The organism is Streptomyces sp. NPDC029466 (assembly GCF_055574515.1).
The window spans coordinates 33,847-49,710 of sequence record NZ_JBVHZH010000036.1 but is presented as its reverse complement, the minus strand read 5'-3'; the positions used below and the strand labels follow the sequence as shown (position 1 = coordinate 49,710).

At 69.8% G+C, this 15,864-nt stretch carries 14 protein-coding genes and 1 pseudogene; 4 read left to right on the top strand and 11 right to left on the bottom strand.

Annotated features, from left to right (window positions below; translation table 11 throughout):
- Positions 1-21 precede the first annotated feature (21 nt).
- The 6 genes from ACZ4XD_RS25505 to ACZ4XD_RS25480 all read right to left on the bottom strand — a co-directional run bounded on the left by ACZ4XD_RS25505 (position 22) and on the right by ACZ4XD_RS25480 (position 7,610).
- On the bottom strand, positions 22-768 hold the full coding sequence (locus ACZ4XD_RS25505; RefSeq protein WP_468045698.1) for an SOS response-associated peptidase: 747 nt from the start codon (positions 766-768) through the stop codon (positions 22-24).
- Between the two features lie 169 nt (positions 769-937).
- The gene (locus ACZ4XD_RS25500; protein WP_468045696.1) at positions 938-2,116 is read right to left on the bottom strand and encodes a macrolide family glycosyltransferase; all 1,179 of its coding nucleotides are present in this window, start codon (positions 2,114-2,116) and stop codon (positions 938-940) included.
- A 91-nt stretch (positions 2,117-2,207) separates the two neighbouring features.
- Positions 2,208-3,350, bottom strand: a complete 1,143-nt coding sequence (locus tag ACZ4XD_RS25495; protein ID WP_468045694.1) for an ABC transporter substrate-binding protein — start codon at positions 3,348-3,350, stop codon at positions 2,208-2,210.
- Positions 3,351-3,531: 181 nt separating this feature from the next.
- Positions 3,532-6,168: a SpoIIE family protein phosphatase gene (locus ACZ4XD_RS25490; protein ID WP_468045692.1), complete on the bottom strand. Its 2,637-nt coding sequence runs from the start codon at positions 6,166-6,168 to the stop codon at positions 3,532-3,534.
- A gap of 347 nt (positions 6,169-6,515) precedes the next feature.
- Positions 6,516-7,310, bottom strand: a complete 795-nt coding sequence (locus tag ACZ4XD_RS25485; RefSeq protein WP_468045690.1) for a class I SAM-dependent methyltransferase — start codon at positions 7,308-7,310, stop codon at positions 6,516-6,518.
- Positions 7,311-7,460: 150 nt separating this feature from the next.
- Positions 7,461-7,610: a protein kinase domain-containing protein gene (locus ACZ4XD_RS25480; protein WP_468045795.1), complete on the bottom strand. Its 150-nt coding sequence runs from the start codon at positions 7,608-7,610 to the stop codon at positions 7,461-7,463.
- A gap of 17 nt (positions 7,611-7,627) precedes the next feature.
- On the opposite strand from ACZ4XD_RS25480, the pseudogene ACZ4XD_RS25475 reads away from it, so the two are divergent.
- From ACZ4XD_RS25475 to ACZ4XD_RS25460, 4 genes and pseudogenes are all read left to right on the top strand, one after another.
- Positions 7,628-7,828, top strand: a pseudogene (locus ACZ4XD_RS25475) (pyridoxamine 5'-phosphate oxidase family protein); the annotation flags it as partial.
- A gap of 182 nt (positions 7,829-8,010) precedes the next feature.
- Positions 8,011-8,496: an anthrone oxygenase family protein gene (locus ACZ4XD_RS25470; RefSeq protein WP_468045688.1), complete on the top strand. Its 486-nt coding sequence runs from the start codon at positions 8,011-8,013 to the stop codon at positions 8,494-8,496.
- 98 nt (positions 8,497-8,594) lie between these two features.
- Positions 8,595-9,320 (top strand): hypothetical protein, encoded by a 726-nt coding sequence (locus ACZ4XD_RS25465; RefSeq protein ID WP_468045686.1) that lies wholly within the window; start codon positions 8,595-8,597, stop codon positions 9,318-9,320.
- A 208-nt stretch (positions 9,321-9,528) separates the two neighbouring features.
- Entirely contained in the window at positions 9,529-9,786 is a 258-nt protein-coding gene (locus tag ACZ4XD_RS25460) for a hypothetical protein (RefSeq protein ID WP_327228292.1), read from the top strand.
- On the opposite strand, the gene ACZ4XD_RS25455 is transcribed toward ACZ4XD_RS25460, so the two are convergent.
- From ACZ4XD_RS25455 to ACZ4XD_RS25435, 5 genes are all read right to left on the bottom strand, one after another.
- Positions 9,756-10,880: a PP2C family protein-serine/threonine phosphatase gene (locus ACZ4XD_RS25455; protein WP_468045684.1), complete on the bottom strand. Its 1,125-nt coding sequence runs from the start codon at positions 10,878-10,880 to the stop codon at positions 9,756-9,758. The genes ACZ4XD_RS25460 and ACZ4XD_RS25455 overlap by 31 nt on opposite strands.
- A gap of 455 nt (positions 10,881-11,335) precedes the next feature.
- Positions 11,336-12,526, bottom strand: coding sequence for a cystathionine beta-lyase (gene metC, locus ACZ4XD_RS25450; protein WP_468045682.1), 1,191 nt, complete (start codon positions 12,524-12,526; stop codon positions 11,336-11,338).
- Positions 12,523-13,776, bottom strand: coding sequence for an MFS transporter (locus ACZ4XD_RS25445; protein ID WP_468045793.1), 1,254 nt, complete (start codon positions 13,774-13,776; stop codon positions 12,523-12,525). Before ACZ4XD_RS25445 ends, metC begins: the two co-directional genes overlap by 4 nt.
- Positions 13,776-14,645, bottom strand: a complete 870-nt coding sequence (locus ACZ4XD_RS25440) for a sulfurtransferase (protein WP_468045680.1) — start codon at positions 14,643-14,645, stop codon at positions 13,776-13,778. The genes ACZ4XD_RS25445 and ACZ4XD_RS25440 overlap by 1 nt, the downstream gene beginning before the upstream one ends.
- Positions 14,642-15,853, bottom strand: coding sequence for an ATP-grasp domain-containing protein (locus tag ACZ4XD_RS25435; RefSeq protein ID WP_468045677.1), 1,212 nt, complete (start codon positions 15,851-15,853; stop codon positions 14,642-14,644). Before ACZ4XD_RS25435 ends, ACZ4XD_RS25440 begins: the two co-directional genes overlap by 4 nt.
- Positions 15,854-15,864: the final 11 nt, after the last annotated feature.

The window sequence follows — 15,864 nt, the reverse complement described above, 5'->3', positions numbered from 1 at the left end:
TACTGCTGCCGCGCCCGGCGCTCAGGCGCCGCCGGTGTCGTCGCCCGGCTCGTCCAGGAGATGCGGGCCGTTGTTGCGCACGTCGTTGACCGCGGTCGAAACCGCGCGGGCGGCCAGATGTCCGGCGGCGGGGGCGGTCAGCAGGGCGCGTAGCTCGCCGGGGTCCTCGTGGGCGGGGTCGAGCCAGGCGCCCCAGTCGGCGGGGGCGATGGCGAGCGGCATACGGGGGTGGACGCGGCCGGCGGCGTCGGTGGCTTCGGTGGTGATGATCGTGCAGGTGGTCCACCAGGCCCCCGGAGCGCCGTCCTCGACGGCCGGGTCGCGCCAGAACTCGTACAGGCCGGCCAGAGCCATCACCTGGCGGTCTTCCGGGCTGATGAAGTACGGCTGCTTGTGGGCCTTGGCGGTCTTGGTGGCGGCGACGTTCTGCCACTCGTAGAAGCCGTCCGCGGGCAGCAGACAGCGCCGCTTGGCGAACGCCCGGCGGTAGGCCGGCTTCTCCGCGACGGTCTCCACCCTGGCATTGATCATCTTCGCGCCGGTCTTCAGGCTCTTCGCCCAGGACGGCACCAGGCCCCAGCGCAGCGGCCGCAGCTGCCGCGTGATCTCCCCGGTCTCCCGCTCGACCCGCTCCAGCACCGACCACACATCGTCCGTCGGCGCCACATTCCAGCTCGGCTCCAGAGCCCGGTCACGGTCCCAGCGGGGGACATCGAAGACGCTCGCCAGGTCTTGCGGGCTACGAGTGGAGACGAATCGACCGCACATACCTCTACCTTGCCAGGCGCTCCGCCGGATACGCCCTCATTGGCCCCCCGAGCGTCGTCGTCAGGAGCAGAAGCGGCGGCGGGCGGTCTCGGTGCGGCTGAGGTGCCGGTGGTCCAGGACGCCGGGGTGCGGAGCGCAGCTCTCGCACCCCGGCGTCATGCCGCGGACCTCAGTGGAGATATTCCTCGATCACCTCCGCGCCGCGGACGGCTCCTCCGCTGTCCTTGACCACTGGGCGCATCCGGTCGAGATTGCTGCGCACGGCGGGGTCGGAGACGACTCGGCTGACCGCGGTACGCAACGACTCGGCGGTGACCGTCGCGGGGTCCAGCTGCACGCCGAGCCCCAGCTCCTGCGCGCGCCCGGCATTGGCGGCCTGCTCCGGCATCTGCGGAATGGTGATCAGGCCCACCCCGTAATACAGCGCCTCCATGGTGGAGTTCATCCCGGCGTGCGAGACGAAAGCGGCGGCGTGCCGCAGCACCGCCGGCTGCGGGAAGTACGGCCGGACGTCGAAGGAGGGCGGAATGTCTCCCAGCGCGGCCCGGTCCAGATCGCCGATGGCCATGGCCACTTGGTAGGGCCCGTCGCGGAAGGCTTCGATGCAGGTGCGGTAGAACTCGGGCCGGTCGTTGAAGACCGTGCCCAGCGAAATGAACAGTACGGGGGACTCGGGATCGGCCGGCGACCAGGGCTCGGCGTGCTCCCGGCTGCCCAAGGAGGGGCCGATGAAGTGGAAACGTTCGTCGAAGGTGTCACCGGCGGGCTGGAATTGCCTGGGTATGAACACAAGGTTCAGATTCTCGATGTCGTTCAGGGTGCTCTCCGGGGTGAGCGTGACACCGTGTTCGGCGGAGAAGTCCGCGCAGTCACTGAGCAGACCCTGCAGGGGATTTCCGTCGCCGGCATCACCCGTCATGACATCGTCGAACAGCGAGAACGCCTCGTTGGAGGCGAAGTTGGGAATGAACCGCACGGCGGGCAGCCCGAGCTTTTCCGCGACGACCTTGCCAGGCCAGTTCATGCCGTCATAACAGATCGCGTCCGGCGACTCCGCGGCGCAGTAGTCGCGCAGCACGGGGTACTGCGCACACATCTCCGCGAACATTTCGCGCATCCAGATGACGATCTCTTCGAGGCCGAACTGGCGGGGCGGAACCAGGATTTCAGGCGACTGGAGCTTCAGCTCCACCCAGCGGGCCCCGGCTTTGGTGACCGCCTCGGAGTGCTCCGCAGTCGTCGCGTAGTCCACTCGGTGCCCCCGGCGGACGAGCTCCTCGACCAGCGGCAGCGTGGGGTTGACATGTCCGTGTCCGAAAAGGGCCACGAATAACAGATGCTTTGCCATGCCGTCGATCGTACCGAGCCGGGATTCGGTTTCCCGGGTTCCTGTGCTCTTCCGGTCAAAGGGGCCTGAGGCCCGCCGCCCTGCTGACGGATCAGCGGCCGACGGCCTTGGCCCAGTTATCCCGGACGGTGCGCAGAGCCTTGGCCAACTGGGCCTCATCCGGGAACTGCGGGGTGCCCTCGACCGTCGGCAGCCGTGCGGCCAGGGCCTTGTTGAGGGTGCCGTTCTTCGCCATGGCGGCCATCAGCACCGGGCGGGCATAGTCCACGAGGCGGAGGTTCTGGCCTTCCGGGCTGAACAGGTACTCCTCCCAGAGGCGTGCCGCGGCCGGGTGCGGGGCGTCCTTGTTGATCGCCTGCGCGTAGTACTGCGAGAAGCTGCCGTCGAAGGGAATGGAGACCTTCCAGCCCACGTCCGTACCGCGGAGTTGGTCGATGAGCGCCAGGTTGAGGTAGTCCCATTCGATGCTGATCGGTGTCTTGCCCTTGGCGATCGAGGCCGGGTCGGGGTCGGCCCGGTTGTAGTTGCCGACTTTGTCGAGCCGGGCGAAGAAGTCGATACCCGGCTGGATGTTGTCGAATGACCCTCCGTTGGCGAGCGCTGCCGCGTACACGGCGGCGAAGGCCGAGCCCGCGTCCGTGGGTTGGCCGTACATCGAGACCAGGCCCTGGTACTCCGGCCGGAGCAGATTCGCGAAGGAGTCGGGGCAGGTCTTGACGCGGGTGGCGTCACAGCCGATGGAGACATAGCCGCCGTAGTTGTTGTACCAGCGGGCCTCGGCGTCCTTCTGCTCCGGTGGGATCTGGTCGAACTGGGCGACCCGGTAGGGAGCCAGCAGATTCTGCCGCGCCGCGGACTGGGCGAAGGGATCTGCGACGTCGAGCACGTCCGGGGCGCGCTCCTGACCCCGGTAGCGTGTGACGGCCTCGATCTCCTGCTGGCTGTGACCGGACGGGTTGTCGACGACGACCTTGATGCCGTACTTCTTCTCGAAGCCGTCGATCAGCCTGCCGTAGCCGGCCCACTGGCGCGGCAGCGCGATCGCATTGAGCCTGCCCTCCCGCTTCGCCGCCTTGACCAGCGCCGCTTCCCCGCCCACGTCCTCAGCGGACTCGGCCCGGGAGGGCGCGACCGGCCGCTCGGTTCCCTCTTCCTGGCAGGCACCGAGACCGAGCACCGCAAGACCGAGACCGCACAAGAGGGCGCCTGCGCGGACCCGATGATGTGTAGCCACAACGCCTCCAGCAGGGGCCAGGTGGGGGAGTGGTCCGCTACAGCAATGGTCCGGACCAGCGTACTCCGCCCCCTCGCAGGCTTCCGCCAGGACGTCTACCCGGCCCGGTCATGGCGGCCGGCAGCCGCCCCACCCGTACGGCGCCCACGCGTGTCCCCGGACGGGCATGGCAGCCACGGCCTCACCACTGCCCGCGCTGCTCCCACTGGTTGAGGAGGTGCTCCGACGGCTCCTCCTCCGAAGGCGGGGCGTCGGGGCCGATCACCTGAGCGGCCCAGATCGTCTTGCCCCTGGGGGAGTAGCGGGTGCCCCAGTGTTCGGCGAACTGCGCCACCAGGAAGAGTCCCCGGCCTTCTTCGTCGGTGTCCTTCGCCTGGCGGATGTGCGGGGAGGTGCTGCTGCCGTCGGACACCTCGCAGATCAGGGTGCGGGTGTGCAGGAGCCGCACATGGATGGGCTCGGCGCCGTGCCGGATCGCGTTGGTGATCAGTTCGCTGAGGATGAGCTCCGTACCGAAGGCGATGGTCTCCAGACCCCAGTCCACCAACTGGCGGACACACGCGTTGCGGACCGGGCCCACCGCCGCCGGGTCGCGGGGCACGTCCCACTCGGCGACATGTGCCGGGTCCAGCCGCCGGGTCCGGGCCACCAGCAGCGCGACATCGTCGGTGGACCTGGCGGGCAGCAGCGACTGCATGACGCCGACGCAGGTGTCCTCCGGCGTACGGTCGGGACCGGCGAGGGCCGCCCGCAGTGCCTCCAGCCCCGCGTCCAGGTCGCGGCTGCGGTTCTCGACCAGCCCGTCCGTGTAGAGCACCAGGCGGGAGCCCTCCGGCAGCGACAGTTCAGCCGTCTGGAAGGGCAGACCGGCGCCCAGCCCCAGCGGCGGGGAGACCGGCGAGTGCAGGAACTCCACCCTCCCGTCGGGGTAGGCCACGGCCGGCGGCAGATGTCCGGCCGTGGCCACGCTGACCCGCCCGGAGACGGAGTCATAAATGACGTAGAGACAGGTGGCGCCGGTGATGGCCGGCACCTCCTCGCCATCCTCGTCCTGGACGTCGATATGGGTCACCAGCTCGTCCACATGGCCCAGCAGTTCGTCGGGGGAGAGGTCCAGGGCCGAGAAGTTGTGCACGGCGATCCGCAGCCGGCCCATGGTGGCCGCCGCATGCAGACCGTGCCCGACCACGTCGCCGACGACCAGCGCCACCCGGGCGCCGGGCAGCGGGATGACATCGAACCAGTCCCCGCCGACCCCCGCCCGGGCCGCAAGATAGCGGTGCGCCACCTCCAGGGCGTCCTGGTCCGGCAGGCCGCGGGGCATCAGACTGCGCTGGAGCGTCATCGCCATCGTGCGCTCACGGGTATAGCGCCGGGCGTTGTCGATCCCCACCGCGGCCCGCCCCGCCAGTTCCTCGGCGAAGGACAGATCCTCCTCGTCGAACGGAGGAGAGCTCCCCGACCGCCAGAAGTACACCATTCCCAGCACCACCCCCCGGGCGCGCAGCGGCACGACCGCCAGGGAGTGCACCCCGTGGTCCAGGACGCGCCGGGCGCGTTCCGGGTCCTGGGACCGCCAGGCGGAAGAGCCGGCCAGGTCCGGCTCCACCATGGCCCTGACCTGGTCCGCACTCGTCGCCGCCGGGGTGCCCGGGGCGGCCGTGATCAGCTCGCCGACGGGATAGAGCGGATGGTCCGGCGTCAGACCGGCGAGGGCCGCGCGGCGCAGCGTGCTACCCGCCACGCTCGGTTCCTCGCCCTTCAGCACCGGTTCCTGGAGCTCGACGGTGACGATGTCGGCGAACCGGGGGACCGCCACCTGTGCCAGCTCCTCGGCCGTGCGCACGACATTCAGCGTGGAGCCGATCCGTACCCCGGCGTCGTAGAGGAGTCGCAACCGCTCCCGCGCCACCTCGGCGCGGCCTGACAGCCACCTCAGTTCGGTGGTGTCGCGCAGGGTCACCACGCTCGCCTGGTGGGCGCCGTAGGGGGTGGTGGACCGCTTGTTGACGGCCAGCAGTCTGTCCTGGGCCAGGTGCACCTCGTCGGTGGCGATCCGGTCCGACGCCAGGAGTTCGGCGGTGCGGTGGTCCAGCCCCAGATCGTCTACCCGGCGGCCCTCCGCGTCCGCCGGCAGGTCCAGCAGCCGCCGCGCCTCGTCGTTGGCCAGCAACAGGCGCCCGTCGCGGCCGACGATGAGGACACCCTCCCGCACCGCGTGCAGAACCGCATCGTGATGCTCGTACATCCGGGTCATCTCGACCGGGCCCAGACCGTGGGTCTGCCGGCTCAGCCGCCGGCTCACCAGCCCCGCGCCTCCGCCGGCGAGTGCCAGCGCCACGACCGCGGTACCCAGAAAGAGGGGCAGCTGCTGGTTGACCGACTTCTGGACCTTTTCCACCGTCACCGGGGCGGCGACGATGGCGATGACCCTGCCCGACGAGTCCTTGACCGGGGCCGCGGAGATCACGGAGAGACCGAGGGCACCCTCGAAGGTCCGGGTGAAGGGCTTACCGCGGGCGGCCTCCGCATACGGGCCGATGACGTGCTTGCCGATCTGCCGCGGGTCGCTGTGGGTGAGGGTGATCCCGTCGAGCTTGTACACGATGAGGGCGTCGACACCGGATGCCTTCCGGGCCGCCTCGGCCAGCGGCTGGAGCTTCGCGGTCGGATCAGGGCTGTTCAGAGCCTCCTGGAGTCCCGGGGAGTGCGCGAAGGACTCCGCGGCGGCGAGCGTCCGGTGCCGGGCGTCGGTCATGGTGTCCCGCCGGGTCTGCACGACGAAAGCCACCACTGCCGCCGCGACGAGCAGCACCACGAGCAGCAGCTGAAGCAGAAAGACCTCCCGCGCAACGCTGCGCGTCGACCAGGACGCCCGAACGTGCTGCTGATCTCCGCCCCCCGCCGGACGCCCGTCCTGACGGCCGCCGCCACCGCTCCCGCCGGACCCCCCACCCGAAAAAGCGGAACGCCCGGGCACACGGCGCAGCCAACGCCGCAAACGACCCGAGAATCCGCTCATGATTCACATTTATCCTGCTTCGCCTGGACGGTGGCAAGGCGTGCTACGGCAGGTGCCCGATGGGACGGCGGGGGCGCGCAGGGCTGGGGCTGTGGTCCCCCCCGGCGCCCGAAGGCGCGGCGGGCGGGGCGAGGCGATCTGGTTCATTCCGCAGGACGACGGCCCCATGCCGAAATGGTGATCTGGGGGATGTCGATGAAAGCGGGGTCCTTCAGGAGGGTGGCGAACTCCGTCAGGTCGGCTTCCGTGATCAGGCCGTCGGCGAGAAGAGCGGGGGCCGCTTGGGTGATGAGTGGGAGCCAGCGGTCCTTGTCGAGTCCGCCCATGCAGCCTGGGTTTCCGGCGAAGGCCACCTCGGTCAAGGAATGGCGAGCCAGCAGGGCCGGCAGACCGCGAACCCAGGTCAAGTCGGCGCCGTGCTTGTGGTACATGCGCTGATAGGCGTCCAGAATGCGCTGGATCACGGGGAAGGGGGAAGAATCGGCCGGCAGATGAAAGGGCTCTTCGATGAGGAGCCAGCCGCCGGGGGAGAGCCAGCGGGTGACCCGCGCGACCATCTGGTCGCGTTCCGGGAGGTGGCAGAACACATAGCGGGCGTGGATGAGGTCGAAGCTGCCGGGCGCGTAGTCCTCGCGCGTGATGTCAGCTTCCTCGATCTCCAGATTCGCGGCCCGACCCGCTTCGAGGTGGCGAGTATCGAGATCAACGGCGACGACGCGTCCGTCCGGGCAGCGTTCGGCGAGCCAATAGGCGATGGAGCCGGCGCCTGCACCCAGTTCCAGGCAATTCCACGAGGGCTTGAGGGGAAGACCATCAAGGATCCCGGTGGTGAATGCGTCGACGTTGCGTTGGATGGACGCTAAGCGGTCACTCTCACGATGGGCGTCATTGCTCAACATGCCGCTGTTGTAGGGGGTGGTGGCGGGCTGCTGTGTCACGGGTGCGCCTAACTGGTGTGTGTGCTGGGGGGCTTGCTGATCGTGTGGGTCCGGCGTGGTGGGCCGGACGCTTCAGGCTAGGGCGAATGTGTGCACGACGGAGGATGTAGGGCATGGCGTACGGCCCTTGGAGGCCGCCCCGCCCCTGCCTTAATTTAGACGCTCGGGGGCGACGTAGGCGGCCGTGCCGAAGACTGCCCCGGTCATGGAGATCTTGGTGTCGGCGTGGTGTCCGGCGATGCCGAAATCAGTCACGAGAACGTCGCCGCTGTCCGTGATCATGACGTTCGGCGGTTTGATCTCCCGGTGGGCATCCCGACTCCGTGCGCTATGGCGTCCCGTTCATGACCTATGACGAAGACCGCCCGCTGCACGCGTCGTGCTTCGCGCGCGAGACCGATGCGTCACTCGACGCGTACATCCACAAGAAGGACCACATCGCGACCGGCATCGACGGCCTGCCGGGTCTTCCCCTGCCGCTGCCACCGCTTCCGCGGACCGCAGACCACCGCAGGTAGGGGGCACGCGGCCGTCTGCGGTTGAAGAACAGATGGTTCTGGATGCCAGAAGTAAAGGATCTTGGACTCCTGGCGTAGACCCGGCCACCCTTGACGTCAGCCTCGGCTCCCGGCTCATCGCCATCGGGGCCGACCCCACGGGCGACTCATCGCCCCGAGCCGACGCACCGGAGCCGACGAAAATGCGCAGCAAACTTGTCCATGGATTCGCCCTGCTTTGCACCGGCCTCCTCGCCGGCGCGTTCGGCTACGGCGCGGCCAATCTCGTCCCCACCTTCAACGCCGTACCGCTGGAGATGCGGCTGTCCTTTCACGCCGAACTGATGAAGATGAACGGCATCACCATGCAGGCGGCGATGGGTGCGTCGATCCTGAGTTCCCTCACGCTCGCCGTCCTGGCAGCGGGCCGCGCCCGACTGCTCGCGGGTGCGGCAGGTCTCCTGGCCCTGGCCTCCTTCCTGATAACCCGGTTCGGCAACGTCCCGATCAACGGACGGATCAAGCAGTGGGCGCTCACCTCCGCCCCGGTCGATCACGCGGAGATCCTCCGGCGCTGGGAAGTGTTCAACGATCTGCGCACGCTCGCCGCCTTCGCCGCCTTCGTTCTGCTGATCGTCCTCGCCTTCGGCGGACCGCGAGCGTCCGCCCCCTCCTCCCACCCCTGTTAGCCGGACGTTAGCGGAGCGGCAGCCTTGCGCTAGTGGCCCGCCTCAGAGTGGGTGACGTACCGAGAGACCACGTCACCGACTGTCCGGGGGGACCCGAAGTGAGCTCCAGCCCTGCCGTTCGCACCGCTCGCCGCCGCACCCTGCGCGTGGCCGCCGCGGCTCTGACCGCGGCTGCCGCCCTTGCCCTGACCGCCTGCTCCGGCTCGGACGCCACCGGCACGAAGCCCGCGGGCCAATCGGACAAGGACATGGCCGTCGCCGAGTCCAGCGGCACGAACTCCTCCGCCAAGGCGCAGGGCTCCGATGCCTCGCCGAGCCCCGGGGCCAAGGCCGACACCGAGGCCGACGCCAAGGCGGGCGCCGCGGGCAAGCAGTCGGGCGGCGCACACGCCGACGGTGGCAGGGCGGCATCCCCGGTCCGCATCCAGCGCCTGGCGGACGGCATCAGCAAGGCCGAGATCTCCCAGCTCGGCGACCAGCACTACCGCGCCAAGATCGTCGCCCACGGTGCGGTCCTGGCCACGCTGGAGACGAAGGGGCACGACGAGGGGCTCGACGCCAACGACATGTTCGTCACGCTCACGCTGGACGGCCAGGTCCATTCCTGGATGGGCGGCGGACACCAGGGGCCGGGAACCTTCAAGCTCACGGGCGGCTGGACGGCCAAGGTCACGAAGGTCGGCGAGCTGCGGTACCGCGCGCAGATCATCGGCCATGACGGCGTAGCCGCCACGCTGGAGGCGAACCAGCACGATGCCGGGCTGGACGCCAACGGCGTATACATCGTGCTCAGCAGCGGCGGCGTGATCAGCGCGCATGAGTAAATGCCTGCCCGGCGCCACGGTGGAGCTGCCTCGGGCGGCGCCACCGTGGCGGTGACGGAAGCGTTTCGAGTGGTCCAGGAGCCCTCCTGACGCCGCGTGAAGCCGGCCCGGCAACCACCCATGCGGATCTTCGGGCAGCACACATGTGCACATCCGATGCCGCGCGCCTGTCCCACGGCTGGCGGCACAGAGACTTAAATATCGGAGCGTGACTACAAAGCCGCAGCGCTTCACGATCTTGTTGGTCCCCGAACATGTTGAGGACAGAGGCGGTGCCTCCGAGGAGGACTCAGCCGTCCGATCGGCGGTCGTCGAGGCCACCGGCGAGACGGGCGCCTCTGGCTACCCCCGCTACGCCGGACACGGGATCGTGGCCGACATCGACCCCAGCACGCGGACGGTCGAGGCGCTCCTCGTCGATGGTTCAGAGCTGGACTACGGGCTGACCGCCAAGGTCACTTCCTGATCCTCCGTGGGTTCACACAGCCGCACGGCGAGGGCGGCGATGTCGTCGTCCAGGCGTCCTCTGCTGTAGTGGAGGAGGTCGCGGTGAAGAGCTGCGAGCAGCTCGTGGGGCGGCAACGGGGGCTGTTGGCGCATCCAGGCCGCCAGTGGGAAGAACCCGCCGTCGCGGGCGCGGGCCTCGGCGATCCCGTCGGTATAGAGAAGCAGCAGGTCGCCGGGGGCGAAGTCGAAGGTGTCGATGGTGTAGTGATCGCCGATCAGCTCCGCGAGGTTGAGCAGCGGCGAGGGGGTGGTGGGCGCGAGGGCACGGAGTTTCCCGCGGTTCAGGAGCAGCGGTGGGGGGTGTCCGCAGTTGAGGATCTCGATACGTCTGTCCCCGTGCGGGATCTCGACGAGAAGGGCGGTGGCGAAGCGCTCCATCGGCCCTTCGGGGGGAAAGGCGGCGTTGTAACGGGTGCTGCTGGCGTCCAGCCGGCGCGCGACGCTGACCATGTCGGCCTCGTCGTAGGCCGCCTCCCGGAAGGAGTTGACGATCGCCGCGGCCGCCCCCACGGCCGGCAGGCCCTTGCCCCGCACATCACCGATGAGCAGCCTGACCCCGTAGGGCGTGTCGACCACCTCGTAGAAGTCCCCGCCGATACGGGCCTCCGCCGCGGCCGCGAGATACAGCGACTCGATCTCGACGCTTCCGAAGCGGCGCGGCATCGGGCTCAGCACCACTTGCTGCGCCGCGTCGGCGACGAGCCGCAACTGAAAGAGGGTCCGCTCCCGCTGGAGCCGGACATGACTTCCGTATGCGGCCGCCACGGTGACCGCGATGATCCCCGCGGCCGTCCACCATGTCCCCAGACCGGGGAACACGATGCTGAGGCCGATCATCAGAAACAGGCAGACCGTCCCCAGCAGGACGGTCGGGAGCACCGGCCACATAGCGGCGGCGAGCGCCGGCGCCGCGGGCAGGAGACGGCTGAAGGCCACTTCAGGGGGAGTGGCGTAGGCCAGGGCGGCGATGACGACGGTCAGGATCACCGGCGACAGCCGCACAAGCCATCGGCCGTGGCGACGACGGAGCCGCGGCCGTCCAGACTCGATCACACTGCACAGAATATCTAGGCAAAGGGAACATAGCGCTCTGACGGATCGGCGTCGGCCGTCTGTCGGGGCCCGGCCCGCACAGCACCCGGAATCGAATGCGAGAGCGAATTACGTCCTTGTCCTGGCCACCTCCAGGCCCTGGCGGCCTGCCTGCCGACGGCTGGCGCTGGAAGCCGCAGAGGATGTCGGCGGATTCACGTTCGGTCGCCGTACGTCACGCTGAGTGTTCAGCTGGCGGTGCACGGACGAGGTGCTGGTCCTGGCGGTGGGCGGCATAAAACAGTGAGCTGCACGGGACGCGAATGGCCCAGTGGTCGGTCGGCTAGTCGGTCGGCGCTGGGCCACGCCGGGCAGCAGAGGCTCCACCCGTTTGCGTGGCATCCCGTGGGCGCGGGCCCCGGTCTGCCCCGGGCCCCCGTCCGTGTGACTGGTGGGCGGGGGCCCGGGAAGGAACGTCAGGACCGGGCGTGGGCGGACAGCGTGGCCAGGCCCCGGGCCAGGTCCTCCTTGAGGTCATTCAGGGCTTCGAAGCCGGCGTGCACGCGCAGCAGGGGGCCGCGGCCCGTCCAGGTGCCCGGGAGGCGGTGGGTGACCGGATCGGCCGGCACGATCAGGCTCTCGTAGCCGCCGTAAGAGTGACCGAGGCCGAACAGTCGCAGCTCTCCGAGCAGCGCGTCCACGGCGGGCTTGCCCGGTCCGGGTTCGAGTTCGAGGCCGAACAGGCCCGCGGCGCCGGTGAAGTCACGGCACCACAGCTCGTGCCCCGGGTCGCCCGGCAGCGCCGGGTGCAGCACGGCGCGCACCCCCTCCTGTTCGCGCAACCAGGAGGCGAGGCCGACGGCTTGGTGATGGTGCTCTCGCATCCGGACGCCCAGCGTGCGGATTCCGCGCAGGCCCAGATAGACATCGTCCGCGCCGGCGCACTGGCCGAGCCGGATCGCGGTGGCGCGCACCGCGGGGTAGGTCTCCTCGGAGCACACGATGGCCCCGAGGATGCTGTCGGCGTGACCGGTGAGGTACTTCGTCGCCGAGTGCACGACGACATCGGCGCCCAGCTCCAGGGGGCGGTGAAAGACGGGGGTGGCCCAGGTGTTGTCGATGAGGGTGACCACGTCATGGGTACGGCACACGCTCGTGACGGCAGGGACGTCCTGCACCTCGAAGGTCGTGGAGCCGGGTGACTCCAGGCAGACGAGGCGCGTGCTGGGGCGGAACAGCTCCTCAATGGACTTGTCCGCGCGCGGATCGTAGTACTCCGTCTCCACGCCCAGATCGGCCAGCGAGTTGCAGAACTTGCGGGTGGGCAGATAGACGGAGTCGCTCACGAGGATGTGGTCGCCGGCCCGGACGAACGACAGGATCGCCGTGGTGATCGCCGCGAGACCCGAGCAGGTGGCGACGGCGGCGTGCCCGCCCTCCAGATCGGTCAGTGCCGTCTCGAAGGCGCGGCCGGTGGGTGTGCCGAAGCGGCCGTAGACCGGCATCCTGCGTTTGAGGGGGTCGGCCTGCGAGGCGTCCATCGCGGCCACGTCCTCGTAGAGCACCGTCGAGGCCCGGTGGACCGGCGGATTGACGTAGCCGTGTTGTTGCCGCGGGTCGGAGCCGGCGTGCACGAACCGGGTGTCCATCGAGGGTTCGCCGGTCATGACACCACTTCCAGATCCGCGGTCTCGCCTTGTGGTGCGGCCACCGCGGTCCGGCGGCCGCCGAGTACCAGGGCGATGGCGGCCGCGACGGCGCACTGCACGGCGACGGCGGTCCAGAACATGCCCAGGTCGTGTGCCCTTTCGTAGTGGGCGAAGAGAAAGCCGCCCACGACGCCGGCGAGGAGGCCGCCGACCCCTGCCGTCAGTCGTTGGACGCCGAAGGCGAAGGCCGGATTGCTCGGTATGCGGTCGACCATTTCCAGGTCACAGCGCAGGAAGAGGAAGACCTCGCCGAGGCTGAAGAGCACGGTGCCGCCCAGCAGGGCAGCGGTGTGCCCCAGCGACATCACGGCCGTCCCGGCAGCCATCAGGGCGAATGATCCGGCCACCAGACGGCGGTAGTCGGCCCGCGCGATCCAGCCCGACAGCGGCGGCTGGAGCGCCACCATCATGGCGCAGTTGACGAGCATGGCCCAGCCGAGCATCTGGATGTTGTGCACGCCCGCGGCGTACAGACCCAGGAAGCTCTGGAAGAAGAAATAGAGGTAGAAAGCGAGCGCGGTGAAGAGCACCGGTCGCAGGGCGCCGCGCAGGGTCTGGAGCTTACCGGCGGGGGCGGGCCCGTCGGCGATGCCGACGCCCCGCGCGGCGTCCTGGCGGCGGGCGAGGGGCCGCATGGTGAGTTGGTGGGCCAGGGTGATCAGGCCGAACAGCGCCGCGGCGCCGAGCAGCAGCACCACCGGATCGGCGTCGATCAGGACGGCGGCCAGCAGCGGCCCGAGCCCCATCCCGGCGTTGAGGGCCGCGCTGCTGACCCCGAGGAACAGCGGCCGCAGCTCGTCCGAGACGCAGGTGACGATGTACGCCTTGTTCGCCGGGAGGTAGAGCGCGGGCCCGGCGGCGACGAGAACCACCGCCGGGTAGGCGACCCAGGGGACCTTCACGGCCAGCCCCAGCAGGAGCAGACCCGTGGTCCGCATGGCGAGGGAGCCGACCATCGTCCGCTTGAGGCCGAGCCGGTCCACGACCAGGCCCCCCAGGATGCTGCCGCCGAACTGGATGAAGGTGGCGACGGCCACCAGGACACCGGCCAGGCGGACGTCCAGGCCCACCGCCTGGACCATCAGGACGCCGATGAACGGGGTGACCATGTAACTGCCGAGTGCGACCACGAAGGACAGCACGATCAGCGACTTGAGGCTCGACGACAGCCCCCTGAACGTGCGCCACTTCGCCGAGAGCGCGGACATCACGCCTGCGGCCCTCCGCTCTGCGGGCCGGTGACGACCGGCCGGTCCGCGCGCGGCAGACCCCATTCGCTCCAGGACCCGTCGTACACGGCCAGGTCGTCATATCCGGCCAGCTCGGCCCCCAGCGCCAGGATGCAGGCGGTGACACCGGAACCGCAGCTGAAGAGCAGGCGTTGACGCTCCCCGGCGAGCGGGGCGAACGCGTCGCGCAGCTGCACGGCAGGACGCATCCGGCCGTCCCGTTGGAGCTCACCGAACGGCAGGTTGAGCGCTCCGGGCATATGGCCGGAACGCAGCCCAGGGCGGGGCTCGGCGGCCGCGCCGGCGAAGCGGTCGCGGGTGCGGGCGTCGAAGACGGCCGAGGCCGGATCGGTCAGGGCCGCGGCGATCTCGTCGCTGCCGACGATCAGGCCGGGACGCGGTCGTGCGGTGAAGTCGCCGGGGCGCGTGGCGGGCGCGGGTGTGCCGGTCTCCAGCGGCAGTCCGGCGGCGCGCCAGACGGGCAGGCCGCCGTCGAGCACGGCCACCCGGTCGTGGCCCATGGCCCGCAGCATCCACCAGGCGCGGGCGCTGGAGTAGAGGCCCGCCCCGTCGTAGACCACGACGGTGTCGCCGTCGTCCACGCCGAGCGCCCGCAGCTCCCGTGTGAAGTGGTCGGCACCGGGCATCGTGTGCGGCAGCGGACCGGAGTGGTCCGAGAGCGCGCCGTCGATGTCGAAGGGCCGCGCCCCCGGGATCCGTTCGCCGGCGTCGCGGTGTCCGCCGATCGAGGCGTCGAGCACCACCAGACCGGGGGCGCCCAGCCGCGGTGCCACCCAGTCCGTACCGACCAGCGGGCCCGGCAGGGCGCCGGGCGCCGGCCCGTTCATCGTGTGCCTCCCTTGGGAGCGGGGGACCACTCGGCGCCGTCGGCGAACCAGGCCGCCACGTCTTCCAGATGGGCCGCCACGTCCTCCTCGGTGTCGCCGCCGACGACGTAACCGGCAAGGAAGAGACCGGACTTGACCCCGCCGTGGAACTCCTGGCCGACCGTGCCGGTGAGCGCGACCTCTTTGACGCACGCCGGCTCGTCACCGGAGGGCAGACGGTTCAGTACGCCGTTCGCCGGTGGGATGCACAGGGCGCCGGTGGGCCGGTAGGCCGGGGTGCCCAGGGTGCTGGGCAGGCCGCATTCGGCATACAGCCATTCCTTGTCGAGGTCGATGCCGAAGGCGTGCCGGACCATCGAGCTGATCATCCCGCCGCCGGTCCGGCTGGCGATCTCGCAGAACACCGTCCGGTCGTCCGGGGTGATCCACAGCTCGGCGTGAAAGGCGGTGTGCGGTGGTGTGGGCAGCTCCGCCAGCACCGCCCGGGCCGCCTTGAGCAGCCGGTCGTGGACCGGGTCCTGGGGTGTCAGCGGGAGGTTGGCCACCCAGTCGTTCGCCCGGAAGGACAGACAGTCGTTGAGGTAGCGGAAAGGGTGCGCGAACACCACCTCGCCGTTCACGACCAGCCCGTCCACGTGGTACATCTGCCCGGGTACGAACACCTCGATCTCGCTCGCGCCGCGCCACGGGCGGGCGAGGTAGGCGTCCAGCTCCGCCTCGTCACGGATGATGGCCGCGCCCAGGGAGCCGGACTCCGAGAGCGGTTTGATGACCACGGGATAACCGTGCTCGGCGATGAACTCCAGGGCGGTGTAGGCCGAATCCAGGGCCCGGTAGGCGGGAATCTCCACCGGGCCGCCGACGAGGTGGTCCTTCATGACCACCTTGTCGCGGAAGGCCAGGGCGCTCGCGGTCCGCTGTCCCGGCAGGTCCAGCAGGTCACGCAGCTGTGCCGCGCGTACCACGTCCGCCTCGGCCCGGGCGAAGACGGCCGTGACCGCGTGCTCCCGGGCCAGGCGCAGTGCCGTCTTCTCGACGAGCTGATTGGTGTCGTAGTCGTCGAAGGCGTGCACATGGGGCAAGTGGCCGTATCCGGCGGCGAACTCGGTGGTGGTGAGGATGACCGGCTCGATGCCGGAGCCGGCCAGCCAGCGGTCGTACGGGGTCTTGGCATAGGGTGTCTTGGCGAAGACGAGGACGTGCGGCATGTGCGTGTACT

Bases quoted from the DNA above. Each gene is read 5' to 3' on its own strand.
- ACZ4XD_RS25500 (WP_468045696.1), bottom strand. From the start codon at position 2,116: ATGGCAAAGCATCTGTTATTCGTGGCCCTTTTCGGACACGGACATGTC.
- ACZ4XD_RS25440 (WP_468045680.1), bottom strand. From the start codon at position 14,645: ATGAACGGGCCGGCGCCCGGCGCCCTGCCGGGCCCGCTGGTCGGTACG.
- ACZ4XD_RS25435 (WP_468045677.1), bottom strand. From the start codon at position 15,853: ATGCCGCACGTCCTCGTCTTCGCCAAGACACCCTATGCCAAGACCCCG.
- ACZ4XD_RS25505 (WP_468045698.1), bottom strand. From the start codon at position 768: ATGTGCGGTCGATTCGTCTCCACTCGTAGCCCGCAAGACCTGGCGAGC.
- ACZ4XD_RS25470 (WP_468045688.1), top strand. From the start codon at position 8,011: ATGCGCAGCAAACTTGTCCATGGATTCGCCCTGCTTTGCACCGGCCTC.
- metC (WP_468045682.1), bottom strand. From the start codon at position 12,526: ATGACCGGCGAACCCTCGATGGACACCCGGTTCGTGCACGCCGGCTCC.
- ACZ4XD_RS25445 (WP_468045793.1), bottom strand. From the start codon at position 13,776: ATGTCCGCGCTCTCGGCGAAGTGGCGCACGTTCAGGGGGCTGTCGTCG.